Annotated in this window: 22 protein-coding genes and 1 pseudogene; 8 read left to right on the forward strand and 15 right to left on the reverse strand. The window is 71.5% G+C overall.

What is annotated here, in order from left to right; translation table 11 throughout:
- Positions 1–440, forward strand: a pseudogene (locus tag AB0G47_RS27440) (ABC transporter); the annotation flags it as partial.
- Entirely contained in the window at positions 437–1228 is a 792-nt protein-coding gene (locus AB0G47_RS27445; RefSeq protein WP_360775161.1) for an ABC transporter permease, read from the forward strand. The pseudogene AB0G47_RS27440 and the gene AB0G47_RS27445, both read left to right, overlap by 4 nt.
- Positions 1229–1244: 16 nt before the next feature.
- Here the strand turns inward: AB0G47_RS27445 and AB0G47_RS27450 are convergent, their stop codons facing one another.
- Complete coding sequence (locus tag AB0G47_RS27450) at positions 1245–1748, reverse strand: MarR family transcriptional regulator (protein ID WP_360775164.1); 504 nt, start codon at positions 1746–1748, stop codon at positions 1245–1247.
- Positions 1749–1852: 104 nt separating this feature from the next.
- Here AB0G47_RS27450 and AB0G47_RS27455 point away from each other — a divergent pair, with 104 nt between their 5' ends.
- The 5 genes from AB0G47_RS27455 to AB0G47_RS27475 all read left to right on the forward strand — a co-directional run bounded on the left by AB0G47_RS27455 (position 1853) and on the right by AB0G47_RS27475 (position 8173).
- Complete coding sequence (locus AB0G47_RS27455) at positions 1853–2782, forward strand: ABC transporter ATP-binding protein (protein ID WP_360775167.1); 930 nt, start codon at positions 1853–1855, stop codon at positions 2780–2782.
- Positions 2779–4395: an ABC transporter permease gene (locus tag AB0G47_RS27460; RefSeq protein WP_360775170.1), complete on the forward strand. Its 1617-nt coding sequence runs from the start codon at positions 2779–2781 to the stop codon at positions 4393–4395. The genes AB0G47_RS27455 and AB0G47_RS27460 overlap by 4 nt, the downstream gene beginning before the upstream one ends.
- A 483-nt stretch (positions 4396–4878) precedes the next feature.
- Positions 4879–6144 (forward strand): histidine kinase, encoded by a 1266-nt coding sequence (locus tag AB0G47_RS27465; RefSeq protein ID WP_360775713.1) that lies wholly within the window; start codon positions 4879–4881, stop codon positions 6142–6144.
- Positions 6141–6809 (forward strand): response regulator transcription factor, encoded by a 669-nt coding sequence (locus AB0G47_RS27470; protein WP_266864053.1) that lies wholly within the window; start codon positions 6141–6143, stop codon positions 6807–6809. Before AB0G47_RS27465 ends, AB0G47_RS27470 begins: the two co-directional genes overlap by 4 nt.
- A gap of 146 nt (positions 6810–6955) precedes the next feature.
- Positions 6956–8173, forward strand: coding sequence for a cytochrome P450 (locus AB0G47_RS27475; protein WP_360775174.1), 1218 nt, complete (start codon positions 6956–6958; stop codon positions 8171–8173).
- A 65-nt stretch (positions 8174–8238) separates the two neighbouring features.
- On the opposite strand, the gene AB0G47_RS27480 is transcribed toward AB0G47_RS27475, so the two are convergent.
- The 14 genes from AB0G47_RS27480 to AB0G47_RS27545 form a co-directional block, all read right to left on the reverse strand.
- Complete coding sequence (locus tag AB0G47_RS27480) at positions 8239–8910, reverse strand: response regulator transcription factor (protein ID WP_360775176.1); 672 nt, start codon at positions 8908–8910, stop codon at positions 8239–8241.
- Positions 8907–10223: a sensor histidine kinase gene (locus AB0G47_RS27485; RefSeq protein WP_360775179.1), complete on the reverse strand. Its 1317-nt coding sequence runs from the start codon at positions 10221–10223 to the stop codon at positions 8907–8909. The genes AB0G47_RS27480 and AB0G47_RS27485 overlap by 4 nt, the downstream gene beginning before the upstream one ends.
- Before the next feature lie 10 nt (positions 10224–10233).
- On the reverse strand, positions 10234–11409 hold the full coding sequence (locus AB0G47_RS27490) for an acyltransferase (protein WP_360775183.1): 1176 nt from the start codon (positions 11407–11409) through the stop codon (positions 10234–10236).
- Positions 11402–12367 carry an alpha/beta hydrolase gene (locus tag AB0G47_RS27495; RefSeq protein ID WP_360775186.1) on the reverse strand — a complete coding sequence of 322 codons (966 nt, stop codon included), beginning with the start codon at positions 12365–12367 and terminating at the stop codon, positions 11402–11404. Before AB0G47_RS27495 ends, AB0G47_RS27490 begins: the two co-directional genes overlap by 8 nt.
- Positions 12368–12538: 171 nt before the next feature.
- On the reverse strand, positions 12539–13414 hold the full coding sequence (locus AB0G47_RS27500) for an alpha/beta hydrolase (RefSeq protein WP_360775189.1): 876 nt from the start codon (positions 13412–13414) through the stop codon (positions 12539–12541).
- Positions 13415–13657: 243 nt separating this feature from the next.
- Positions 13658–14851, reverse strand: coding sequence for a kynureninase (gene kynU / locus AB0G47_RS27505; RefSeq protein WP_360775192.1), 1194 nt, complete (start codon positions 14849–14851; stop codon positions 13658–13660).
- A gap of 76 nt (positions 14852–14927) precedes the next feature.
- Positions 14928–15758, reverse strand: coding sequence for a tryptophan 2,3-dioxygenase family protein (locus tag AB0G47_RS27510; protein ID WP_135336349.1), 831 nt, complete (start codon positions 15756–15758; stop codon positions 14928–14930).
- A gap of 159 nt (positions 15759–15917) precedes the next feature.
- Positions 15918–16331: a DUF3151 domain-containing protein gene (locus tag AB0G47_RS27515; RefSeq protein WP_266864068.1), complete on the reverse strand. Its 414-nt coding sequence runs from the start codon at positions 16329–16331 to the stop codon at positions 15918–15920.
- A 92-nt stretch (positions 16332–16423) separates the two neighbouring features.
- Positions 16424–17446 (reverse strand): class II fructose-bisphosphate aldolase, encoded by a 1023-nt coding sequence (gene fbaA, locus AB0G47_RS27520; protein ID WP_360775196.1) that lies wholly within the window; start codon positions 17444–17446, stop codon positions 16424–16426.
- 122 nt (positions 17447–17568) lie between these two features.
- On the reverse strand, positions 17569–18120 hold the full coding sequence (gene pyrE / locus AB0G47_RS27525; RefSeq protein WP_360775199.1) for an orotate phosphoribosyltransferase: 552 nt from the start codon (positions 18118–18120) through the stop codon (positions 17569–17571).
- A 19-nt stretch (positions 18121–18139) separates the two neighbouring features.
- Positions 18140–18928 carry an aldose 1-epimerase gene (locus tag AB0G47_RS27530; protein WP_360775201.1) on the reverse strand — a complete coding sequence of 263 codons (789 nt, stop codon included), beginning with the start codon at positions 18926–18928 and terminating at the stop codon, positions 18140–18142.
- A gap of 144 nt (positions 18929–19072) precedes the next feature.
- Complete coding sequence (locus AB0G47_RS27535) at positions 19073–19852, reverse strand: SRPBCC domain-containing protein (protein ID WP_360775204.1); 780 nt, start codon at positions 19850–19852, stop codon at positions 19073–19075.
- A gap of 57 nt (positions 19853–19909) precedes the next feature.
- A complete protein-coding gene (locus tag AB0G47_RS27540; protein ID WP_360775207.1) occupies positions 19910–21487 on the reverse strand; it encodes a polyamine aminopropyltransferase in 1578 nt (525 codons plus the stop codon).
- 93 nt (positions 21488–21580) lie between these two features.
- Positions 21581–22099, reverse strand: a complete 519-nt coding sequence (locus AB0G47_RS27545) for a DUF2617 family protein (protein WP_360775209.1) — start codon at positions 22097–22099, stop codon at positions 21581–21583.
- A 781-nt stretch (positions 22100–22880) separates the two neighbouring features.
- On the opposite strand from AB0G47_RS27545, the gene AB0G47_RS27550 reads away from it, so the two are divergent.
- Positions 22881–24080: a pyridoxal phosphate-dependent aminotransferase gene (locus tag AB0G47_RS27550; RefSeq protein ID WP_360775212.1), complete on the forward strand. Its 1200-nt coding sequence runs from the start codon at positions 22881–22883 to the stop codon at positions 24078–24080.
- Position 24081 lies beyond the last annotated feature (1 nt).

The raw sequence follows: 24081 nt of genomic DNA on the forward strand, positions 1-24081 counted from the left end.
ACAACATGTGGGGCATCATCCGCGAGCTGGTCTCCGACGGCGTCACCGTCTTCCTCACCACCCAGTACCTCGAAGAGGCCGACGAACTCGCCGACCGCATCGCGGTGTTGAACGACGGGAAGATCGCTGCCGAGGGCAGCGCCGATGAGCTGAAGCGGCTCATCCCCGGCGGACACATCCGCCTCCGCTTCACCGACCCCGCCGTCTACCGGTCCGCCGCGGACGCCCTGCACGAGGCCACCTGTGACGACGAGGCACTGTCCTTGCAGCTGCCCAGCGACGGCAGTCAGCGCGAGCTGCGCGCCATCCTCGACTGGCTGGACGCCGCCGGCATCGAGGCCGACGAGCTGACCGTGCACACCCCCGACCTCGACGACGTCTTCTTCGCCCTGACCGGCAGCACCGAGAAGAGCAACCAGGCCAAGGAGGCCGTCCGATGACCCCCATGACACTCGCCGTGCGTGACTCGACCACGATGCTGCGGCGCAACCTCCTGCACGCGCGGCGCTATCCGTCCCTCACGCTGAACCTGCTGCTCACGCCGGTCATGATGCTGCTGCTCTTCGTCTACATCTTCGGCGACGTGATGAGCGCCGGCCTCGGGAACGGCGCCGCGGACCGGTCCGACTACATCGCGTATCTCGTCCCGGGCATCCTGCTGATGACCATCGGCGGCACCACGATCGGCAGCGCGGTGTCCGTCGCCACGGACATGAACGAGGGCATCATCGCCCGCTTCCGCACCATGCGGATCCACCGCGGGTCGATCCTCATCGGGCACGTCGTCGGCAGCGTGCTGCAGTGCGTGCTCAGCGTGCTCGTCGTCGGGGCCGTCGGCCTCGCCATCGGCTTCCGCTCCGTGGACGCCACCGCCCTGGAGTGGGTCGCGGCGCTCGGGCTGCTCGTGCTGTTCTCCCTCGCGTTCACCTGGATCGCGGTCGGGATGGGCCTGATCAGCCCGAACGCCGAGGCGGCCAGCAACAACGCGCTGCCGCTGATCTTCCTGCCGCTCGTCTCCAGCACCTTCGTGCCGGTCGACGCGATGCCGGGCTGGTTCCAGCCGATCGCCGAGTACCAGCCGTTCACACCGGCCATCGAGACGCTGCGCGGACTGCTCCTCGGCACCGAGATCGGCCACAACGGCTGGCTCGCGATCGGCTGGTGCCTGGCCCTGACCGTGCTCGGCTACTTCTGGTCGAAGGCGACCTTCAACCGCGACCCGAAGTAGGCCCCCCGGAGAGGGGTCACGCCCCGAAGAGGGACTGCCGGTGCACGCGCCAGCGCTCCATCATTCCCTCAAGTTCCGACTGGACGAACTCGAAGAAGGCCAGCGTCTCGGCGAGCCGGCGCCCCGCGGGGGTGTCGGCTCCGAGGCTTGAGACGCCGTCGCGCAGGGCGTCCTCCCAGCGCTTGAGCACCACGTCCCGGTTGCCGAGCGCCTCGTACCACTGGTTGCTGTGCACCCTGAAGATGTCGCGCCGCGAGCCGGGCTCACGCTCGCGGGCGACCATGTGCTGCTGGGAGAGATAGCGCACCCCGCCCGACACCGCGGCGGGGCTGATCCGCAGCTGCTCGCCGAGCTCCGCCGAGGTCAGCGCGCCCGAGTCCGATGCGAGGAGCGCCGCGAAGATCCTCGACGGCATCCTCGGCATTCCGGCCTCGACCAGCTGGGCGGCGAACTTCTCGACGAAACGCGAGCGGACCTCCGCGTCGCGGGCGGGCTCCCCCGGTGCGGGCTCGTTGGGCATGTGCCGATCATCTCCCCTGTCATCCCCCCGTACGTGCGAGCACTGCTGAGTTTATACGCTTCCTTAACTTCACAACTTTGTGAAAGTAGCGTACGTTCTGAAACATGACGAAGGCAAACCGCGCCCTTGAAGTATCCGGGCTGCACAAGTCGTTCGGACGGACGCACGCGCTCGACGGTCTGGACCTCGACGTCGAGACCGGCGAGGTCCACGGCTTCCTCGGCCCCAACGGCGCCGGGAAGTCCACGACCATCCGGGTCCTGCTCGGCCTGCTCCGCGCGGACTCCGGCGCCGCCCAGCTCCTCGGCAAGGACCCGTGGAGCGACGCGGTCGAGCTGCACCGGCGCGTGGCGTACGTGCCGGGCGACGTCACCCTGTGGCGGAACCTGTCCGGCGGCGAGGTCATCGATCTGTACGGGAAGCTGCGGGGAGGCCTCGACAAGGCCCGGCGCGCCGATCTCGTCGAGCGGTTCGAACTCGACCCGACCAAGAAGGGGCGTACGTACTCCAAGGGCAACCGGCAGAAGGTCGCCCTCGTCGCCGCCTTCGCGTCCGACGTCGACCTGCTGATCCTCGACGAGCCGACCTCCGGGCTCGACCCGCTGATGGAGGAGGTCTTCCAGAGCTGCGTCGAACAGGAGCGCGACCGGGGGCGGACGATCCTGCTCTCCTCGCACATCCTCAGCGAGGTGGAGACGCTCTGCGACCGCGTCAGCATCATCAGGAAGGGCCAGACCGTCGAGACGGGTTCGCTTGCCGACCTGCGGCATCTGACCCGCACCAGCGTCACCGCCGAGCTCGCGGGTCCGCCCAACGGTCTTGCGCAACTACCCGGCGTGCACGACGTCGACGTGACGGGGCACCGGGTCAAGCTCCAGGTCGACACCGACAAGCTGGACGCGGTCCTGCGCTCGCTCACCGACTCCGGGATCCGCTCGCTCACCTCGACGCCGCCCACGCTGGAGGAGCTCTTCCTGCGCCATTACCAGGACGACGTACGCACCGCCGGCGCCGAAGAGGCGGTCGCGCGATGACCGCCCTTGCCGACGCTTCGGCGTTCAAGACCCGGCACGGCGGGTCGCGTCAACTCGCGGGCACGGGAGCCCTGTTGAGGCTCGCGCTGCGCCGCGACCGGGTCATGATGCCGGTCTGGGTGTTCGTCGTCGCGGTCATGGTCCTGTCCATGCCGGGCTCCCTGGAGTCGGTGTACGGCACCGCGGCCGAGCGCGCCGACGCCATGGAGTCGATGAACGCCAACTCCTCGATGCGGGCCATGTACGGACCGGTCTTCGGGGACTCCATCGGCGCGCTCTCCGCCTGGCGCATCGGCGTCTACGCGGGGGTGCTCGCCGCGGTGATGAGCCTGATCATCGTCGTACGGCACACCCGCGAGGAGGAGGAGACCGGACGCCAGGAGATGGTCTCCGCCGCGATGGTGGGCCGGCGGGCGCCGCTGACCGCCGCGCTGCTCGCCGCGTTCGTGGCGAACGCGGCGGTGGCGCTCCTGATCACCGCCGGGATGGCCGGGCAGGGCGCGGGCGGCGCGCTCGCGCTTGGGCTCGGGGTCGCGGGCACCGGCATGCTGTTCGCCACCATGGCGGCGATCGTCGCCCAGCTCACGGAGAGCGCGCGGCTAGCCAAGGGGCTCACGTCGGCGGTGCTCGGGGCGGCGTTCGTGCTCAAGGCCGCGGGCGACGCGGGCACGCAGGGCGGCTCGTCCGCGCTGACCTGGGTCTCGCCGCTCGGCTGGCTGGAGAACATCCGCGCGTACGCCGGTGAGCGGTGGTGGGTGCTGCTGCTCATCGCCGCGGCGATCGTGGCGCAGGGCGCCGTGGCGTACGACCTCGCGGGGCGGCGTGACGTCGGGATGAGCTTCCTGCCGACCCGGCCGGGGCCCGCGACGGGCCGGCTCGGCACGGCGGGGGCGCTCGCCTGGCGGCTGCAGCGGGGCGGCGTGCTCGGCTGGACGCTCGGCTTCCTCGCGGCCGGTGTCGTCTTCGGCGGCATGGTGGACGGGGCCGCGGACATCGTCGGCGACAACCGGAACACCCGCGACATCATCGAGCGGATGGGCGGCCAGGCGGGCCTCACGGACGCGTTCCTCGCCACGATGGTCGGCATGCTTGGCATGATCGCTTCCTTGTACGTCGTCGCTTCCGTGCTGCGGCTGCACGGCGAGGAGACGTCGCAGCGGGCCGAGCCGGTGCTCGCGGGCGCGGTGGGGCGGCTGCGGTGGGCCGGGGGTCACCTGGTCATCGCCTTCGGCGGCGCGGCTGCCCTGATGCTGGTCGGCGGTCTCGGCCTGGCGCTCGGGTACGGGCAGGACTTCGGCCCCGTGCTGGGTGCGTGCCTGGTGCAGGTGCCGGCGATCTGGGTGCTCGGCGGCCTTGCGGTACTGCTCGTCGGGGCGTTCCCGAAGGCGGCGGTGGGGGCGTGGGGCGTGGCCGGGGTGTGTCTGGCGATCGGCTGGATCGGCCCCGCGCTTGACCTTCCGGGGGCGGTGCTTGACCTCTCCCCCTTCGGCCACCTTCCGAAGCTGCCGGGCGGGGAGATGGGCTGGGGCCCGGTGCTGGTTCTGCTGGTGCTGGCGGCGGGGCTGGTGGCCGCGGGTCTTGCGGGGCTGCGGCGCAGGGACATGATCAGCTGACGTCGGCGTCCGAGACGTGCGGCGCCCCGGGGCTGTAGCGGAACCCGGGGCGTCGCACTGCCCCGCGGCGCCACTGCCCGAACAGGCCTTTCCCGCCCACCCACCCGATTGCCCTGCGGGGTAAACGGGTGGGTGGGCGGGAGGATCGGCCGCGAAGCGGCGGGACAGAAGCCGCCAGGCTGCCGGGCAGGGGGGGCCGGGCTGCGGGGTGATCGGGTGGGTGGGCGGGGAAGATCCGCCGCGAAGCGGCGGGACAGAGAGCTGCTCGGCGGGACAGAGAGCTGCTCGGCGGGACAGTCGGACGGGACCGGGATGGCGGCGGGGCCCGAGGCCGCAGGCCGGCGCGTAGTACCTGCGACGGACCCCCAGGGACCCCTCCCGGTGGGGACGACCACGGACTGGGGGCCCCGTACCTTCGTAAGCGTGACTGACGCGACCAAGACCGCCCCCGGCAGCAACCGCAGCCCGGAGTTCCGCCTGGCCATGGACGCTCTCGGGGGGCTCCGCCAGGACCTCTTCCGGGACGCCTTCGCCTACCGGCCGCTGCAAGAGATGCGTACGGACGGGCCGGTGACCCGGCGGCTTCCGGCCCGGATACGCCGGTACGCCGGCTGGACCCCGCACGCGGCGGTCTGCACGGCCGCCTTCTTCACGTTCATGCTGGCGTACGCGCAGGACTCCCTCGGCCTCGACTACGTGATCACCGGCCTCATCCCGGCCGTCGCCGTCGTCATGACCCTGGTCAGGCCCGTCGGCGCCTGGTGGGTCATGATCGCGAGCACGCCCTTCGCCGGCGCTCTCGGCGGCCACTGGGACGGCTACCCGTGGCCCGCGAGCGTCTTCCTCGCGCACCTCACCGTGATGACGGTGATCACCCTGCGGACCCGTCCGCGCACCGCCGCGTGGATGTGGACGGGCACGGCGGCGTACGGCATCGCCGCCGAGGTCTTCCTCAGCCCGGGGTACACCACGAACCTCCCGGAGATGCTCTTCTTCTCCGCGCTCGCCCTGCTCGCCGCGTCCCTCGTGCACATCCGCCGCGAGGCCAAGCGCGAGGTAAGCGTCCAGCGGACGGTCACCGCCATCGAGCGCGACAAGCGCACGCTCCTGGAGGAGCGGACGACGATCGCGCGCGAGCTGCACGACGTGGTCGCCCACCACATGTCGGTGGTCGCCATCCAGGCGGAGGCCGCGCCCTACCGCGTGGAGAACCCGCCGCCCGAGCTGGAGCAGGCGTTCGTCACGATCCGCGAGAACGCCGTGGCCGCGCTGACGGAGCTGCGCCGCGTCCTCGGTGTCGTACGCGCGGAGGACTACGAGGCGCCGGACGCCCCGCAGCCCACCCTCGCCGACCTCGACCGGCTCATCGCGAACGTCGACGAGACGGGCCTGAGCGTCGAGAAGATCGTCACCGGCGCGGTCCGCGAACTCCCGCAGGGCGTCGAGCTTTCGGCGTACCGCATCGTGCAGGAAGCCCTCAGCAACACCCTGCGGCACGCACCCGGCGCCACGGCCCGCGTCGAGGTCGGCTACGTCCTGGGCGGCCTCGGCCTGCGCATCGTCAACGGCCCGGCCACAGGCCTTGTCAAGCCATCCCCCGGAGCGGGCCACGGCATCACCGGCATGCGCGAGCGCGTCACGATGCTGAACGGCGAGATGACGGCGGAGGAGACCGAGGACGGCGGCTACGAGGTCACGGTGTTCCTGCCGGTGGCCTCCGCGTCGGAGCCCACCGGAGGCAAGGAATGACGATCCGCGTACTGATCGCCGACGACCAGATGATGGTCCGCGAAGGCTTCTCCGTACTCCTGAACGCGATGCCGGACATCGAGGTGGTCGGCGAGGCGGTCAACGGCCGCGAGGCGGTCGACCGCGTCCGCGAACTCGCCCCCGACGTCGTCCTGATGGACATCCGCATGCCGGTGCTCAACGGCATGGAGGCGACCCGCGAGATCATCGCGTCGGACGGCGACTCCAAGGTCCTGGTGCTCACCACCTTCGATCTCGACGAGTATGTGTACGAGGCGCTGCGCGCGGGCGCGTCCGGCTTCCTGCTCAAGGACGCGTCGGCACGCCAGCTCGCCGACGGCGTCAGGGTGGTGGCAGCGGGAGAAGCCCTCCTCGCGCCCACCGTGACACGCCGCCTGATCAACGAGTTCTCCCGGCTCGGCGAGACCCCGCGTCTCTCGGCGGCGGTCCAGGCCCAGCAGTACGGCGAACTGACCGAACGCGAGACGGAGGTCCTCGTCCTGATCGCGCAGGGCCTGTCCAACTCGGAAATCGCCTCGCGCCTGGTGGTGGCGGAGTCCACGATCAAGACGCATGTGAGCCGCATCCTGGTGAAACTGGGCCTGCGCGACCGCACCCAGGCGGCGGTCTTCGCGTACGAGGCAAGACTGGTCACCCCGGGCTGACCCGGCTACCGGCTCGATTTTCGACGCGCCCCTCGCACTGCTCGGCGCCGGGGCGCCTCCCCGGCCGCGGGGTGCTGCGCCGGACTCCGTCCGCCGAGCGGTGCGGCCCCCTTCCCGGCCGGGCCCACAGCACATAGCGTCCCCCCATGAACGCCCCCACCACGGACTTCTCCCCCTGGTCACCGGAGTTCCTCGCCGACCCCTACCCCGCCTACGCGCGCCTGCGGGCAGCCGGACGCGTGCACTACTTCGAGCCCACCGACCAGTGGCTGATCCCGCACCACGCCGATGTGTCGGCGCTGCTGCGCGACCGGCGGCTCGGGCGCACCTATCTGCACCGGTTCACGCACGAGGAGTTCGGGCGGCAGGCGCCGCCGGCCGCGCACGAGCCGTTCCACGTACTGAACGACAACGGCATGCTCGACCTGGAGGCGCCGACCCACACCCGCATCCGCCGCCTGGTGTCGAAGGCGTTCACCCCGCGCACGGTCGAGCAACTCAAGCCGTATGTAGAGGAGTTGGCGGACCGACTGGTGCGGGCCCTGGTGGCGGAGGGCGGCGGCGATCTCGCCACCCGAGTCGCCGAACCCCTGCCGGTGGCCGTCATCGCGCAGATGCTGGGCATCCCGGAGAGCGACAGGGACCAGCTGCGGCCCTGGTCCGCCGACATCTGCGGAATGTACGAACTGAACCCTTCCGAGGAGACCGCGGCGCGGGCGGTGCGCGCCTCCCTCGAATTCTCGGCGTATCTGCGCGAACTCATCGCCGCACGCCGCGAGAAGCCGGGCGACGACCTGATCTCGGGGCTCATCGCCGCGCACGACGAGGGCGATTCGCTCAGCGAGCAGGAGATGATCTCCACCTGCGTCCTGCTCCTGAACGCGGGCCACGAAGCGACGGTCAACGCCACCGTCAACGGCTGGTACGCACTCTTCCGCCACCCGGAGCAACTGGCCGCCCTGCGGCGCGATCCCGCCCGGATCGTCCCCACCGCGGTGGAGGAGCTGATGCGCTACGACACCCCGCTCCAGCTCTTCGAACGCTGGGTCCTCGACGACATCGAGATCGACGGCACGGTGATCCCACGCGGCAGCGAGATCGCGCTCCTCTTCGGCTCCGCCAACCACGACCCGACGGTCTTCACCGCCCCCGCCGAGCTGAACCTGACCCGCACCGAAAACCCCCACATCTCCTTCAGCTCGGGCATCCACTACTGCATCGGCGCTGCGCTGGCGAGGGCGGAACTGAGCGCTTCCCTCAGTGCGTTGCTCCGCCTGGCCCCGAGGATGCGCCTCGCGGCGGAGCCGGAGCGGAAGCCGAATTTCGTGATCCGCGGGCTCCGCGAGTTGGTGGTCGAGGTCTGATCGGCCGTTCCCCGCCGTCTCCTGGGGCTCTGCCCCAGACCCCGGTCCTCAATCGCCGGACGGCTCTAATTTCTACCCGCAGGCCGCACCAACCCCGTCTCCCACGCGAACACCGCCGCCTGCGTGCGGTCCCGCAGGCCCAGTTTCACCAGGATGCGGCCCACGTGGGTCTTGACCGTCTGCTCGGCCACGACCAGCTTCGTCGCGATTTCCGCGTTGGACAGGCCCTGTGCGATGAGTGTGAGCACCTCCGTCTCGCGTGTCGTCAGCTCCCCGACCCTCGGCTTCAGCGGGGCGCGCGGGCCCTGGCCGATGCGGGAGAACTCGGCGATCAGACGGCGGGTGATGCCGGGGGCGAGGAGCGCGTCGCCGGCGGCCACCACCCTTACCGCCTCCGCGAGTTGGTCCGCCGACGCGTCCTTGAGGAGGAAGCCGGACGCGCCCGCGCGCAGCGCCTCGTACACGTACTCGTCGAGATCGAAGGTGGTCAGGACGAGCACGCGGACGTCCGGCAGCGCGGACGTGATGCGGCGGGTGGCCTCGATACCGCTCAGTTCCGGCATCCGGATGTCCATCAGGACGACGTCCGGGGTGAGTTCGGCGACCCGCGCCACCGCGTCGGCCCCGTCGACCGCCTGGCCGATCACCTCGATGTCCGGCTCCGCGTTGAGGAGCACCGTGAAGCCCTGGCGGACCATGATCTGGTCGTCGGCTATCAGTACGCGGATGGTGCTCATGCGTTCTCTCCGTTGGTCGGCAGGAAGGCGGACACCTCGTAGCCGCCGTCGGATGTCGGGCCCGTGGCCAGTTCCCCGCCCAGCATCGCCGTGCGCTCGCGCATTCCCAGGAGGCCGTGTCCGGCGCCGGGCGACGGTGAAATCGCCGTGCGTGGCGCTGTGTTGGTGATGCGGACGCGCAGGCCGGGTCTGGTGTGGGTGAGTGCTATGTACACGGTGGAGCCCGGTGCGTGGCGGATCGCGTTGCTCAGCGCCTCCTGCACGATCCGGTACGCGGAGAGGTCCACGCCCGGCGGCAGCGGGCGCCGCTCGCCGGTGGTGGCGCAGTCGACGGTGAGGCCCGCGGCACGGGCGTTCTCCACCAGGCCGGTCAGCCGGTCGAGGGTGGGCAGCGGGGCCTGCGGGGCCGCTTCGGGGTCGTCCTGGTTCTCCGAGCGCAGCACGCCGAGGACGCGGCGCAGCTCCGTCAGCGCTTCGAGGGCGTTCTGCCGGATGCCCTCCAGGTTCTCCTTCAGCTCGTCGGGCGGGTCCTTGACCAGGTGCGGGGCGACCTGCGCCTGGATGGAGATCACCGACATGTGGTGCGCGACCACGTCGTGCAGTTCGCGTGCGATGCGCCCGCGCTCTTCGAGGAGTGTGCGCCGGGCCCGCTCCTCCGCCGTCAGTGCCTCCTGCTCGACGAGCCGCGTACGCGCATCGCGGCGGCCGCGCAGGACGATGCCGATCAGCGTGACGACACCGAAGACATACCCGGCGAGCGGCGTCGTGTTGTCGTAGATGTCCGGGGAGCGGACCTGCTGGAGCACCGGCAGCAGACCGACGCTGAGCAGGAACGCCGCCACGGCGCCCGTGGTCGGCACCCGCAGCGCGAGCAGCAGCAGGATCAGGGTGTGCGCGACGAGCGAGGTCGCGCCCCACGGCCACGGCTCGTCCTCCAGGCGCCCCGTCGAGCAGAGCGCGGCGACCGCGGACGCCACCAGCGAGAGCCACCATGCGGGGACCGGCCGCCACAGCGCGAGCACCAGCGCGATGCCCTGCGCGAGCGCCAGCGAAAGGCCGAGGGAGTAGCCGAGTTGGTAGCGCTGCACCAGTTGTTCGAGGTTGCCGATGAACGTGCCGATGGTGATCCATACGACGACGAAGTGCGGCGCCCAGCGCAGCAGGCGCGGCCGGGACAGCGGCGGCAGCGGCATCGCCGCGAAGGTCCACAACTGATCGCGCGGCACCCGCAGTGCGGACAGCACGAAGCCGCCGAAGCCCTCTCTGCCCCGCTTGCCGTCCCCGGTCCCGTCGGTCCTGCTGTCCCCCGCCACAAGATCAACCTTAAGCACGCCGCACCGACTTCGGTGCGGGCCGGTGCACCCGCACCACCCGCGGCCCGCCCCTGCCGCTCCCGCCGCCCCCTTGCTCGTACGTACGGAACGCCGCCCAGCACACCGCGAGCCCGGCCGCGAACACCGGGAGCCACGCGATCCTGGCGGGCACCCAGCCGAGCCCGTCCGGCACCGTGTGCAGCCCCGGCAGCGGGGCGCCGGCGAGCAGGCCGAGCGCGGTGACCGCCATGAGCGCGGTCTGGTGCCACAGGAACACCGTCATCGCGGAGAGGTTCACCAGCGCCACCGCCGCCCAGGCCGCGGGCCGCCGCAGCCACCGGCCGAGCGGCTCCCGCACGAGGAGGGCGAGCCCGCACTGGGCGAGGCCGAAGGCGACGGCCGCCAGGGTCGGCGGGTCCAGGTTCGAGACCGTGGCGCCCGGGACGCCCACCATCGACGCCGGGTAGCCGGCCCACAGGACCAGCCCGGCGGTCGCCGCCGCGCCGCCCGTGAGCAGCACCCAGCCGGAACGCCGGCTCAGCTCGCCGCGCGTCCACGCGGCGCCCAGCGTGTACGGCACGAGCCAGCCCGCCGCCACGTTGGTCCAGCCGAGCCAGGAAGGTCCGCCGAGCCCGAAGCGAACGAGATCCACGTGCAGTACGACGGCCAGCGGCCACAGCGGGTTGATCCGCGCCACCAGCGGAGTCGCCGCCGTCAGCGCCGCGAAGACCAGCAGGAACCAGAGCGGCGAGAGCGCCAGCTTGACCAGCGTGTGGACGGTCTCGAGGCCGGCGCCCGACGCGAGCATGCACCCCGCCGCGACGGTCCACAGCACGAGCACGGCGGCGACCGGCCGGAAGAGCCGCGCGAGCCGGACCGTCAGCCACGCCCGGTAGCCCGTGCCGCGCGCCCGCGCCGACGCATGGCTCTTGGCGGCCACGTGCCCTCCCACCAGGAAGAACACGGCGAGCGTCTGGAACACCCAGGAGATCGGCGCGAGCCACGGCATGTGCCGCAAGGGGCTGGCCGCGTGGAGCCCGCCGCTGTCCGGCACGATCGCGGTGACCAGCCAGTGCCCGAGGACGACGCCGAGGATGGCGAGGGCGCGCAGGGCGTCGACGGTACGGTCGCGGTCGGGCGGGGTCGCGGCGTCGACACGGCGGACGAGGGCACGTAGGTCACGCATCCGAGGCCCCTTCCGGGCTCTGGCCGCGCACGATCCGCGCGAGGCTCTCCAGCGCGACGGACCCCGGCTTCAGGTAGTCGCTGTGGCCGCCGTCGCCCGTAGGGAAGACGCGCGCGCCGAAGCCGGGCGACACCGGGTCCGTCCCGAAGCCGACGGTGGTCCCGAACAGGCCGACGCTGCTGTGCGGCACGTCGGAGATCCAGTCGCCGGCGCCGCGTCCCGCCCAAATCCTGGTGTGGTTACGGGACTTGAGATCGGCGGCCCGGTCGACGCCGACACCCGGGCTGCCGTAGAGGGCGATGTCGGCGACATCCAGGCCCTGTGGCCCCTGCACCGCCGCCCGGCCGCACACGACCGACCCGTACGAATGGCAGAGCAACGAGACACGCGCCCCCGGATTGACGGCATTCAACTCACCCACGAATGACATGAGTTCGGGCGCGGCCTCCTCGGCGCGGTCCGTCGTCAGGACGGCGGGGCTTACCGTGCCCGGCGTCTCATAGCCGAGCCAGGCGACGACCGCCGTGCGCGGGCCGAGCCGCTCGTGCAGGGCGACGGCTCCCGCACGGAATCTCCCGTAGGTGTCGATGCCGGTGTCCGAGCCCGGCACCAGGACGGCGACCCGTTCCGCCGCCGCCAGATCGCCGAGCACCTCGGCGGTGCGGCCCGCGCCGCGCCCGTCGAAGGAGAGGAAGTTCCGTTCCTGACCGGCCATGGCCCGCAGCCGCGCCGCCCTGTCCCGGTCGCCGTACCGCTCGGCCATCCCCGCGGCCTCGGCGGCGTTGGCACGGTTCGCGTCGTACGCGGTGTCCAGCGTGGCCGCGGTGAGCGACGGGATGTCCGCCGGGGCGGGGGCCGGGACCTGCGGGCGCGCCGCGGCCGAAACCGGCACGACGACGGCGCCTGCCACCAGCGCGGCGAGCAGGGTGCGGCGCAGCCGCCCGACCCGGAGCTTCATGGAGTTCCTCCCCTTCCGTACGAGACGCGTCGTACGCGATGCGCGTCTCTGGAAAGGAAGTTATGGATCAGGCCTGGTAGTCGGCATCACACCAGGGAACTCACTTGCGCCGTAGCTCTCAGGTATGACGGGTAGCCCATGGGCGACCCCCTGGCCCCCCTACCCCCGTCCCTAGTAGGCCAGTTGCGCGATCTCCTCCACGACCACGGCGCAGGCGTCCGCCGCCGGATCGATCAGCGGGAAGTGCCCCACGTCTTCGAGCAGCGTGACCCCGACGACCTCGCCCGCCTTCGCGGCGGCGTCGGCGTACGACTCGGAGACGGCGTGCGGCACGACGATGTCGGTACGTCCCTGCACCACGGCGGTGGCAATCCCGGTCGGCAGCAGGGCCGCCGGATCGGCGTGCGGGAGCCTTTCTTCGAACTTCCCTTCCCCGCCCAGGAGTTGGAGTGCGGCGTCCGTGCAGACCCCCAGCTCCTGCGCGACCCGGAAGTCGGCGATCGGGGCGAGGGCGACGACACCGCGCAGCGGCGCGGGCCGTTCGGTGCGCCAGGGCGAGCCGACGGGCAGCACATGGCGTGCGGCGGCCCACAGGGCGAGATGTCCGCCCGCGGAGTGCCCCGTCACGACGGTGCGGCGCGGATCGGCGGACGGCAGGAACTCCCGGACGAGGCCCGGCAGTGCGTCGAAGGCGGCGGCGACGTCGTCGAACGTCTCGGGCCAGCGCCCGGCGACGGGCCCCTCCCCCTGCACCGGGATCGGACTCCCCCGCCGGTACTCCACGTTGGCGACGGCGAAACCGCGTCTGGCGAGGAAGTCCGCGAAGGGGGTGATGTGCTGCCGGTCGTACGGGGCGCGCCAGGCGCCGCCGTGCAGGACGACGACGAGCGGGGCGGGGGTCTCCGTACGGATGCGGGGTTCGTAGAAGTCGACGACCTGGTCGGGGTGTTCGCCGTACGCGGCGGTGACGTCCGGCGGCACCGCGGGGTGCGAGAAGGCGGCGTCGGCCTCGGCGGCATCGCGGGCCACGGCGGCGTCGTCCGGCATTGCGACAACCTCTCTGCGGGTGGGGGGACTGCGGGGCGGGGGGGGACTGATTCTTGCGATCTTCCCCTACCCCGCCCCTTCCCGATACCGGTCGCCCCGCGGGTGGTGACGGCTCGGATGGTGGACGCCCGGGGGCTGCGCCCCCAGACCCCGCTCAAGCCCGCCCACCCGATTCCCCCGCAGGTCTTTCAGCCTGTCCGGCGTTTGAGGACGAACTCGGCGAAGCCGGTGATCTGCCGCGGGCTAGCCCTCAGCCGCCAGCACCCCGGCCAGCACCCCCGCCGCCCGCTCCGCATCGGCGAAGCCCACGTACAGCGGTGTGAAGCCGAAGCGCAGGACGTCCGGGGCGCGGAAGTCGCCCACCACGCCCGCCTCGATCAGCCGCCGCATGACATCCCCGGCGTCCTCGCACCGCAGAGCCACCTGACTGCCCCGCTCGGCATGCGCCGCCGGCGTGATCGGCTCCACCCGGCCCGCGGGGACGTAAGCCGCCACGCACTCCAGGAAGAAGTCCGTCAGCGCGAGGGACTTGGCCCGCACGGCCTCGATCGAGACGCCGTCCCAGACGTCGAGCGCCGCTTCGAGCGCCAGCATCGAGAGGATGTCGGGCGTACCGACACGCCCCCTCACCGCCCCCTGGGCCGCCTCGAACTCCGCCCGCATCCCGAAGGGCTCCACATGCGAGTTCCAGCCGGGCAGCGGCGAGTCGAACCGCCCCTGCAGATCCGCCCGTACGTAGATGTACGCGGGCGAACCGGGCCCTCCGTTCAGGTACTTGTACGTGCAGCCGACCGCGAGGTCGACGCCGTGCTCGTCGAGCCCGACCGGCAGCGCACCGGCCGTATGGCACAGGTCCCAGACGACGAGCGCGCCCGCCTCGTGCACGGCGGCCGTCAGGGACGGCAGATCGTGCAGGCGGCCGGTGCGGTAGTCGGCGTGGTTCAGGAGGACCGCCGCGGTACGCGGGCCAAGGACGCCCCGCACCTCACCGGGCGCGACCGCCACGACACGGCAGCCGGTGAGCCGCGCCGCGGACTCGGCGATGTACCCGTCCGTGGGAAACGTCGTCGCGTCAACGACGATCTCGTCGCGCCCCCCTGCCGGGTCACCCGCCATGCGTACGGCGGCGACCAGCGCCTTGAAGACGTTCACGCTGGTGGAGTCGCCGACCACGATCTGGCCGGGGGCGGCGCCCACCAGGGGGGCTATCCGGTCGCCGATCCGCTCGGGGGCGGTCCACCAGCCGCTTTCGTCCCAGGAGCGGATGCGGAGTTGGCCCCACTGCCGGGAGATGACGTCGGCGACGCGGTCCTGCACGGCCACCGGCAGCGCACCCAGCGAGTTGCCGTCCAGGTAGACCGTGTCGTCGAGGACGAACTCCTTGCGCTTCGCGCGGAGTTCGTCCTCCGCGTCCAGCTTTGCGGCTCGCGCTTTCATGTCAGCCTCCGCGCCGTCGTGGGTTTTGCCCACCCGTCCCGCCCTGCGGGACGCCTGCCCAAAACCAAGCGAACCCTCAGACATGGCTCCTCGCAGTCCACAGCTCGGGGAACACGTTCTTCACGGCGCGCTTCTCCAGCCAGGCCACCCCGGCGGAGCCGCCCGTGCCGGTCTTGGAGCCCATCGCGCGGCGCGTCGCCACCAGATGGTCGTTGCGCCATCGCCACACCAGCTCGCCGACGTCCGTCAACGTCTCGCCGAGGCGGGCCAGTTCATCGCTCTCGTCACCGGAGTAGAGGTCCGTCCACACCTTCTCGACCTCGGGCGACGGCTCGTACTTCTGCGTCAGGTCGCGCTGCAGCACGGCGTCCGGCACGGCGTGCCCGCGCCGGGCGAGCAGCGCCAGGACCTCGTCGTACAGGCTCGGCTCCTGGAGCGCCTTCTCCAGCTCCTGGTGGACGCGCGGCGCGCCCCGGTGCGGCACCAGCATGGACGCGGACTTCTCGCCGAGCAGAAACTCCATGCGGCGGTACATCGCGGACTGGAATCCGGACCCCTCGCCGAGCGCGGCGCGGTAGGAGTTGAACTGCCCGGGCGTCAGCTGGGCCAGCGGGCGCCAGGAGGCGTTCAGGGCCTCCAGCTCGCGGATGCTGCGCTTGAGTGCCGCCACCGCGACGGGGATGTCGTCGCGGCGCAGGGCGTGCGACGCGGTCTCCCACTCGTGGACGATGACGGTGAACCACAGCTCCATCACCTGGGTGGTGACCAGGAAGACCATCTCTCCGGGATCTTCGGACCGGGGGTGCTGGAGGTGGGTGAGGACGTCCGCCTGGACGTAATCCTCGTAAGGGGTGGTGCCGGCGAAATCGAGGTTCGGGGTCTCCGCCTCGTGGGACATCGCGGACATCGCGGTCTCCTTGAATACGTACTACGGGTAGCGGTCCGCCCCTGCCGTTACCGACACGGGGGCCCCGGTCCCCACCGGCATCCTCCGCAACATCCCACGAAACGGCAAGACCTGCCTGGTCACAGCGGCGTCCAGGCAGGTCTCGCACGTGGTCAGAGGCTAGCCCAGCGTGTCCGCCGCCGTCTGGGACGAGTCCCTCAGGAAGCCGGCGCAGCGCTCGTACTCCTCCTGCTCGCCGATCGACTGCGCGGCGCGGGCCAGCGCGTGCAGGGCGCGCAGGAAGCCGCGGTTCGGCTCGTGCTCCCACGGCACCGGGCCGTGGCCCTTCCAGCCGCTGCGGCGCAGCGAGTCGAGGCCGCGGTGGTAGCCGGTACGGGCGTACGCGTACGACTCGACGACGCTGCCCCGCTCGAACGCCTCGTCGGCGAGCTGCGCCCAGGCGAGGGAGGAGGTGGGGTACTTGGCGGCGACGTCGGCGGGCGCCGCGCCGTTCGCGAGCAGCTCGCGCGGCTCGGGGTCGTCGGGCAGGTGGGTCGGGGGCGGTCCCCCGAGCAGATCCTTGTGAATGGCCATGGGTTCCAGTCTGCGCCATGACGCCACGCGACGGGCCCGGCACCCCGTCCTGAAAGGCGGGATGCCGGGCCCGTGGCCTCGGCAGGTGCCGGTTACTTCAGCTTCGTACCCGTGGAGCGCAGGTTCGCGCAGGCCTCGCTGACGCGCCCGGCCATGCCCGCCTCGGCGAGCTTGCCCCAGGTGCGCGGGTCGTACTGCTTCTTCGAGCCGACCTCGCCGTCGACCTTCAGGACGCCGTCGTAGTTGCGGAACATGTGGTCCGCGACGGGGCGCGTGAAGGCGTACTGGGTGTCGGTGTCGAGGTTCATCTTCACGACGCCGTTCTCAAGGGCGGTCGCGATCTCCTCGGCCGTCGATCCGGAGCCGCCGTGGAAGACGAAGTCGAACGGGGCGGTCTTGCCGTACTTGGCGCCGACGCCCTCCTGGAGGTCCTTGAGGAGCTCCGGGCGCAGGACGACGTTGCCCGGCTTGTAGACGCCGTGCACATTGCCGAAGGACGCGGCGAGGAGGTAGCGGCCCTTGTCGCCGAGGCCGAGGGCCTCCGCCGTACGCAGCGCGTCGTCGACCGTCGTGTACAGCTCGTCGTTGATCTCGTGCGAGACGCCGTCCTCCTCGCCACCGGTCGGGGTGATCTCGACCTCGAGGATGATCTTCGCGGCGGCGGCCTTCGCGAGCAGCTCCTGGCCGATGGCCAGGTTGTCGGCGAGGGTCTCGGCGGAGCCGTCCCACATGTGCGACTGGAACAGCGGGTCGCGGCCGGCCTTGACGCGCTCGGCGGAGACGTCGAGCAGCGGGCGGACATAGCCGTCCAGCTTGTCCTTGGGGCAGTGGTCGGTGTGCAGCGCGACCGTGACGTCGTACTTCGCGGCGATGATGTGCGCGTACTCGGCGAGGGCGACGGCGCCCGTCACCATGTCCTTGTTGTACTGGCCGCCCAGGAACTCCGCACCACCGGTGGAGATCTGGATGATGCCGTCGCTCTCGGCCTCCGCGAAACCGCGCAGGGCCGCGTTCAGGGTCTGCGAGGAGGTCACGTTGATGGCCGGGTAGGCGAACTTGCCTGCCTTCGCCCGGTCCAGCATCTCGGCGTAGACCTCGGGGGTTGCGATGGGCATGTGTCCGCTCCTTGTGATGTGCGGGTGTGTGCTTGGTGGCCCTGACCTAAGGGGGCGACGTCATCGTCGCCCCCATCTTTCCAGACTCGCCGGACGGCTCCAGCCCTAGGAGCCTTCGGTCCCTAGTCCAGTCCGAGATCGTCCTTCGAGTACGCGAAGAGGTACGGCACCCCGGCGCCATCGGTGATCTTCTCGCCCGCCCCGGTGGCGCGGTCGACGATGGTCGCGACGCCGACCACCTCGGCACCGGCCTCGCGCACGGCCTCGACGGCGGTGAGCGGCGAGCCGCCGGTGGTGGAGGTGTCCTCGACGACGAGTACGCGGCGGCCCTTGATGTCGGGCCCTTCGACCCTGCGCTGCATGCCGTGCGCCTTGGCGGCCTTGCGCACGACGAAGGCGTCGAGCTTCTCGCCCCGCGCGGCGGCGGCGTGCAGCATCGCGCCGGCGACGGGGTCGGCCCCCATGGTGAGCCCACCGACGGCGTCGAAGTCCAGCTCCGCCGTGAGGTCGAGAAGCACCTGCCCGACCAGCGGGGCGGCCTCGCCGTCGAGGGTGATGCGGCGCAGGTCGATGTAGTAGTCGGCTTCCATCCCCGAGGAGAGGGTCACCTTGCCGTGCACCACGGCCTTGTCCTTGATCTGCTGCAGCAGGGCGCCACGTACGTCGTCAGTCATGCCTGCCAGCTTAAAGCCGCTAAAGCCGCGTCCAGGTCCAGGTCGTCGCCGTCTCCAGGGGCTCGATCGGGGTGACGAGGCGGGGCAGGGTGTTGAGCCCGTCCGGCGGGCCGGTCTGCGGCTCGACGCAGACGGCGGCGTCCTGCTCGTCGTACACGACGACCCATGGCTCACGGCTCTTCACCTGGAGCTGAAGCTGCTCGGGCCAGGTGAGGGTGACGTCGACGCCGTCGGGCATGCCGAAGCAGTCGTCCCAGGGGCCGGGGGTGGGGTCGATGCGGCGGCCGGTGGGCAGGTGGTCATCCCCACGCTCCTCCTGCCAGGCAGCACTGAAGTCGACGCGCACGTCTTCTTCGCCCAGGTTGCGGTTGAACCAGGGATGCCAGCCCGCCTGGGCGGGGAAGGAGTCGCCGTAGGTCTCGATGCCGAGGGTGAGGGTGAGGGAGTCCTCTGTGAGGGCGACGAGCTGGGTGACGCGGCCTTGGTAGGGCCAGGGCTCGGCGAGGTCGTAGGTGAACGCGGCCTCGGTGGCGGTGGCTCGGGCGGTCTTCCACCGGGCGTCGCGGGCGAAGCCGTGGATGGCGTGCGGCGCCGAGTTGACCGGCATCTGGTGCAGGGTCCCCCCGTTACGGAACCGCCCCTCCCGGATCCGCCCACACCACGGAACCATGGGGAAGCACCCATAACGCTCCCCTTGCCGGAGCAACTCCTTGCCGCCGACCCGCAGACTCCCCACCCGGCAGCCGTTCCCCGCCTGCACGGTCACTTCCGCGTCACCCGCGGCCAGCGTCACATCATCACTCGTCACACCGTCGACCCTACGGGTTCCTTTCCCCAACCCCGCCCCTAGCCGGACGGGCTGGAAGGGTGGGCGGGCAACTGCCGGGCAATCGGGTGGGTGGGCGGGAAAGAATCCGGCGCGAAGCGGCGGTCTTGAGCGGGGCCCAGGGACCTACCGCCGCTTCCGCAACGCCCGGCCCAACACGATGGCCGAGGCGACGACCACCGCCGCGGCCGGCGCGGCCCAGCGCAACGTCGCGCTCGTCGACATCGCCTCCGCCGCCGGCGCCGGCGCATACCGCCCCCGGGGCGGCGCATGATCGACCTCCTCCGCGCTGCGCCCGATCATCGTCCGCCGAGCATGCGCAGCCTCCGCAGGCGGCGCGACGACGTCGTCGTCATCGTCCTCGTCCACCGCGTCGAACGACGACGGCGGCACCTCCGTCTCGAAGACGGACACCTCGGGAGCCACCGGCTCGGGTTCGGCCTCAGGGGAAGCCGCGGGCTCAGCCGCAGCAGCCGCCTCCTCCGGAGGAGCAAGCGCCGCGGCGAACCGCTCGAGCAGCCTCCGCACCGCCCCCTCCACAGCCTGTGGAGAACTCTCCGCGACCCGCCCGTCGGCCGAAGCCGTCCCCCCGAACAGCACCCGCGCCCCACCGTCCGCCGGAACGACCCGCACCGTCAGCGAGATCTTCACGGAGCCGCTGCCGCGCACCTCCGTACCCTCGCCCTCCACCACGTAACCGTCATCGCCCCGCGCAGCGACCCGCGCCGCGCCCCGGTACGTGATCGTGTGCCCCCCGACCCGCACCTTGAGGCGGCCGGAGAGCGGCGCGGCCGCCTCGTCCGCGTCGCGCTGAAGCCCGGGCACCGCCCCTGCGACCTTCTCGGGGTCGCCGAGCACATGCCGGAGGCGGTCTGCGGGAACCGGAACGAACACCTCATGCTCCATGGCAGCCGAGCCTACCCACGGGCCACGCACCATGTACGTCAGTTCGCCGGTTCCTCCTCAGTTCGCGTACCGCGGATGCACCAGTGTGGAGGGGGTGAGCCCCCGCGGCCGCGTCCGTTCGGCGGATTCGGCGGGCTCCACTCCCGTCTGCCACAGCCCCGCCGTCCGGGATGCCGCAAGGACGGGAACGGTCCGCGCGGCGAGCACGAAACCCCAGTCGCGCGGCGCCGCACCACCGTCCGCCGTCCGGTCGGGCCCGGCCGCGAACCCGGAGACCCTGCCGCCCGCGCGGTACGGCGCGGTCCGCAGCCCGGCCGCCCGCAGCGTCGTCTCCACCGTCCAGAAGACCCGCGGCCGCGAGGAGACGGGCCCCGCGTGCACGACGAGCCGCCCGCCGGGCGCCAGCGCGCGGGAGGCGAGGCCATAGAACTCCTGGGAGTAGAGCTTGGTGCTCGCCGTGATGCCGGGGTCCGGCAGATCGGAGATGACGACGTCGTACGTACGCGGCGGCGAGCGCAGCCAGCGGAACGCATCGGCGTTCACCACCCGCACCCGGCGGTCCCGGTACACCTGCCCGTTCATCTCGCTCAGCGCGGGATCGCGCCGCGCCAGCTGCACCACCCCCGCGTCGAGCTCCACCACGTCCACCCGCTCGACCCCCGGATGCCGAAGCACCTCGCGCGCCGCAAGCCCGTCGCCGCCGCCGAGGATCAGCACGCGCGCGTGGGGTCCGTTCATCGAGGGGTGGACGAGCGCCCGGTGGTAGCGGTGCTCGTCGCGTCCGCTGACCCGCAGCCGCCCGTCGAGGTAGAGGTCGAGCGAGCGGCGCGGCCCGCCGGTGAGCACCACTTCCTGTACGTCGGTCTGCACCGCGACCCGCACGTCCTTCCCGTACACCGCACGCCGCGCCGCCGCCTCGAAGTCGCCGACGAGCACGGCGGCCGACGCGAGAAGCCCGAGCACGGTGATGTTCGCGACGATCAGGACCCAGCGCGCCCGGGTGCTCAAGTCCCGCCGGAAGAGTCCGAATACGAGGGCGCCGCCCGCGATCGCGTTGATCGCCCCGGTCATCAGGGCGCCGGTCAGCTGCCCGAGGAGCGGGAGCAGCAGGAAGGGGAAGGCGAGCCCGCCGACCAGCGCGCCCACGTAGTCGGCGGCGAACAGGTCCGAGACCGCGCCGCTCGCGTCCTGCCGCCGGATCCGCTGGATCAGGACCATGAGCAGCGGCACTTCGGCGCCGATGAGCAGCCCGATGGCGAGCGAGAACGCGACGAGCAGATACCGCGAACCGCTCGCCCACACCTCGCCCCGGTCGCCGGTCCAGGCGAACGCCGCGTACAGAGCCATCGCGCTGAGACCGCCGACCAGCGCGAGCGCCGCCTCGACCAGACCGAACCCGGCGGCCGCTCGGTACCGCAGCCGCTTGGCGAGCAGCGAGCCGATGCCCATGGCGAAGACCATCACGGACAGGACCACCGAGGCCTGGGTGACCGAGTCGCCGATCAAGTACGAGGCGAGGGCGACGAGTTCGAGTTCGTACACCAGGCCGCAGGCCGCGCAGACGAAGACGCCCGCGAGGACGAGGAACCGCCCCGTCCGGGGCGTGACGGGCAGACGCGTTGACGGCTCTCTCACGCTGGGAACGCTACGTCACCGCATGCTCACACCGGGTCCCCCACAAGGGTGCATCTGCGCCACACCGTGCCCCTCGCGAACCCCTGGGATCCCTCAGATCCCCGCATGGATCCGCACCCCCACCCGGGTCCGCGTGGCCACCAACTGGCCGTCCTGCGGATACGCGTGCCACGTACGCCACTGCACAGCGCCCTCGTGCCGCTGCGCCAGCATCGCCGTGAAGGCGTGCGGACTGCCGGGGAACACCCCGGCGAGACCGTACGGATGCTCCGACACCAGTGCGAGCAACTCCTGGGCCCGGCCCGCGAACTGCCCCCGGGAGAGCGTCTCGACCCGCGCCGCGAATTCGTACTCCCACTCGCCGAGACGCTTGGAGACACCGAGGGGCAGCGGCGTACTGCTGCCGGGAATGCACGCGACGGTCTCGGAGCAGCTGCCCTGCTCCTCCTCGAGCAGCACCTGATGGGAGGCACCCAGGAGCCTCAACTCCATCTTCGCGCCGTCGAGTTCGAGTTCGAGTGTGGCGAGCGCGGGCAGCGGCTCGCGCCCCAGAGTCCAGGCGAGGTCCGCGGCGCACGTGTCGGTATAGACAGTCTTCAGGGTCGTGAGCATGGGTCGGCTCCGCTAACACGCAATGGAGGTGGTGCCGGCGCACCCGGTCGGTCACCGGGAGGCCGGAATGCCGGCTCGTGCCCACGAGAACGTCCTTGTTGTCCAAGTCGTCCGTCCGAGGGCGGCGCTGACGGTTAAGAGGGAATCATGGACTGCTGCACTGCCACAGCGTTTTTACCCAACTTCGTAGGGTTTCCATCCCCTCGGGGGCTCCACAGCTCAACTGTTCAATGACTTCTTCACCAGTCAACGACAAAGTGCCCGGCAGGAGTTGTCCCCTGCCGGGCACTTCAACGGATCGACGGACCAGCTGCCCCGTGTCAGCTGCCTCCGCCACCCCCACAGCCGCCCCCGCCGCCCCCGCCGCACGAGGAACCGCCGCCGCAGGAGGAGCCGCCGCCACAGGAACTTCCGCCGCTGTCGCCACCGCCGGCCCACCAGCCGCCGCCGGACGCCGCACCGCCGGACGCCCCCGAGCGCGACCCCCCGCCCCGTCCACTTCCGGCCGCCACAGCGAGTGCGACGACCACCAGAACCACCGCGACAAACACGAAGACGAAGACCATGACCTTCACGCCCTTTCTGTTCCCCCGAAGCAGGCCCCCCGTTGGGTCCGCGTTCTTTAAGACGTTGTTGTGTGCCGTTGTTGTGTGTCGTTGTTGTGTGCTGTTCTTGCACGCTGGTCTTGCGTGCCGTTCTTGCGTGAAGGGGGAATGCCCCGGGCCAAGGCGGCCCAAAGCAGAGTTGAGGAAGTCCAGAGGTTCGGCGCAGGATGGCGGCCATGACCTCCACTTCCGGGAACGGCCGCCCGCTGCTCAACCGCCGCCTCGCCGAGTTCGGTACGACGATTTTCGCCGAGATGTCCGCGCTCGCGGTGAAAACGGGCGCGATCAACCTCGGCCAGGGCTTCCCCGACACGGACGGTCCCGAGGAGATCCGCGAGGCCGCGGTCCGCGCGCTGCGCGACGGCCGAGGCAACCAGTACCCGCCGGGCCCCGGCATCCCCGAGCTGCGCACCGCGATCTCCGAGCACCAGCAGCGCCGGTACGCGCTCTCGTACGACCCCGACCGCGAGGTCCTGGTCACGGCGGGCGCCACGGAGGCGATCGCGGCGTCGCTGCTCGCCCTGGTGGAACCGGGCGACGAGGTGATCGCCCTGGAGCCGTACTACGACTCGTACGCCGCGTCGATCGCGCTCGCGGGCGGCAAGCGCGTCCCCGTGACCCTGCGCCCGGACGCGGCGGAAGGCCGCTTCCGCCTCGACCTGGACGAGCTGCGCGACGCGATCACGCCCCGCACCCGGCTGCTCCTCCTCAACACCCCGCACAACCCGACCGGCACGGTCCTCACGCGCGAGGAGCTGACGCAGATCGCGGCGCTCGCCGTCGAACGCGACCTCCTCGTCATCACGGACGAGGTGTACGAGCACCTCGTCTTCGACGACGGCGACGGCACGACGCACATCCCGCTCGCCTCCTTCCCCGGCATGCGCGAGCGCACGGTGACGATCGGCTCCGCGGGCAAGTCGTTCTCGTTCACCGGCTGGAAGGTCGGCTGGGTGACGTCGACGCCGGAGCTTGTCACGGCGGTCCGCTCGGCCAAGCAGTTCCTGACGTACGTCGCCTCGGGCCCCTTCCAGTACGCGATCGCCGAGGCGCTTGCCCTGCCCGACACGTACTTCTCCGCCTTCCGCGAGGACATGCGGGCCAAGCGCGACCTGCTCGGCGCGGGCCTGACCGCGGCGGGCTTCGACGTCTACCGCCCGGCGGGCACGTACTTCATCACCACGGACATCCGCGCCCTGGGCGAGTCAGACGGCTTCGCCTTCTGCCGCTCTCTGCCGGAGCGCATCGGAGTGGTGGCCATCCCGAACGCGGTCTTCTACGACCACCGGGACGCGGGCGCCCCGTTCGTACGGTTCGCCTTCTGCAAGAAGGACGAGGTTCTGGCCGAGGCGGTCTCCCGCCTGAAGTCGCTGTAGC

It is taken from the genome of Streptomyces sp. NPDC021622, from assembly GCF_040640795.1.
Lineage (GTDB): Bacteria > Actinomycetota > Actinomycetes > Streptomycetales > Streptomycetaceae > Streptomyces.

Coding starts and splice junctions, on each gene's coding strand:
- AB0G47_RS27445 (WP_360775161.1), top strand. CDS start 437: ATGACCCCCATGACACTCGCCGTGCGTGACTCGACCACGATGCTGCGG.
- AB0G47_RS27450 (WP_360775164.1), bottom strand. CDS start 1,748: ATGCCCAACGAGCCCGCACCGGGGGAGCCCGCCCGCGACGCGGAGGTC.
- AB0G47_RS27455 (WP_360775167.1), top strand. CDS start 1,853: ATGACGAAGGCAAACCGCGCCCTTGAAGTATCCGGGCTGCACAAGTCG.
- AB0G47_RS27460 (WP_360775170.1), top strand. CDS start 2,779: ATGACCGCCCTTGCCGACGCTTCGGCGTTCAAGACCCGGCACGGCGGG.
- AB0G47_RS27465 (WP_360775713.1), top strand. CDS start 4,879: ATGGACGCTCTCGGGGGGCTCCGCCAGGACCTCTTCCGGGACGCCTTC.
- AB0G47_RS27470 (WP_266864053.1), top strand. CDS start 6,141: ATGACGATCCGCGTACTGATCGCCGACGACCAGATGATGGTCCGCGAA.
- AB0G47_RS27475 (WP_360775174.1), top strand. CDS start 6,956: ATGAACGCCCCCACCACGGACTTCTCCCCCTGGTCACCGGAGTTCCTC.
- AB0G47_RS27480 (WP_360775176.1), bottom strand. CDS start 8,910: ATGAGCACCATCCGCGTACTGATAGCCGACGACCAGATCATGGTCCGC.
- AB0G47_RS27490 (WP_360775183.1), bottom strand. CDS start 11,409: ATGCGTGACCTACGTGCCCTCGTCCGCCGTGTCGACGCCGCGACCCCG.
- AB0G47_RS27495 (WP_360775186.1), bottom strand. CDS start 12,367: ATGAAGCTCCGGGTCGGGCGGCTGCGCCGCACCCTGCTCGCCGCGCTG.
- AB0G47_RS27500 (WP_360775189.1), bottom strand. CDS start 13,414: ATGCCGGACGACGCCGCCGTGGCCCGCGATGCCGCCGAGGCCGACGCC.
- kynU (WP_360775192.1), bottom strand. CDS start 14,851: ATGAAAGCGCGAGCCGCAAAGCTGGACGCGGAGGACGAACTCCGCGCG.
- AB0G47_RS27510 (WP_135336349.1), bottom strand. CDS start 15,758: ATGTCCGCGATGTCCCACGAGGCGGAGACCCCGAACCTCGATTTCGCC.
- AB0G47_RS27515 (WP_266864068.1), bottom strand. CDS start 16,331: ATGGCCATTCACAAGGATCTGCTCGGGGGACCGCCCCCGACCCACCTG.
- fbaA (WP_360775196.1), bottom strand. CDS start 17,446: ATGCCCATCGCAACCCCCGAGGTCTACGCCGAGATGCTGGACCGGGCG.
- pyrE (WP_360775199.1), bottom strand. CDS start 18,120: ATGACTGACGACGTACGTGGCGCCCTGCTGCAGCAGATCAAGGACAAG.
- AB0G47_RS27535 (WP_360775204.1), bottom strand. CDS start 19,852: ATGGAGCATGAGGTGTTCGTTCCGGTTCCCGCAGACCGCCTCCGGCAT.
- AB0G47_RS27545 (WP_360775209.1), bottom strand. CDS start 22,099: ATGCTCACGACCCTGAAGACTGTCTATACCGACACGTGCGCCGCGGAC.
- AB0G47_RS27550 (WP_360775212.1), top strand. CDS start 22,881: ATGACCTCCACTTCCGGGAACGGCCGCCCGCTGCTCAACCGCCGCCTC.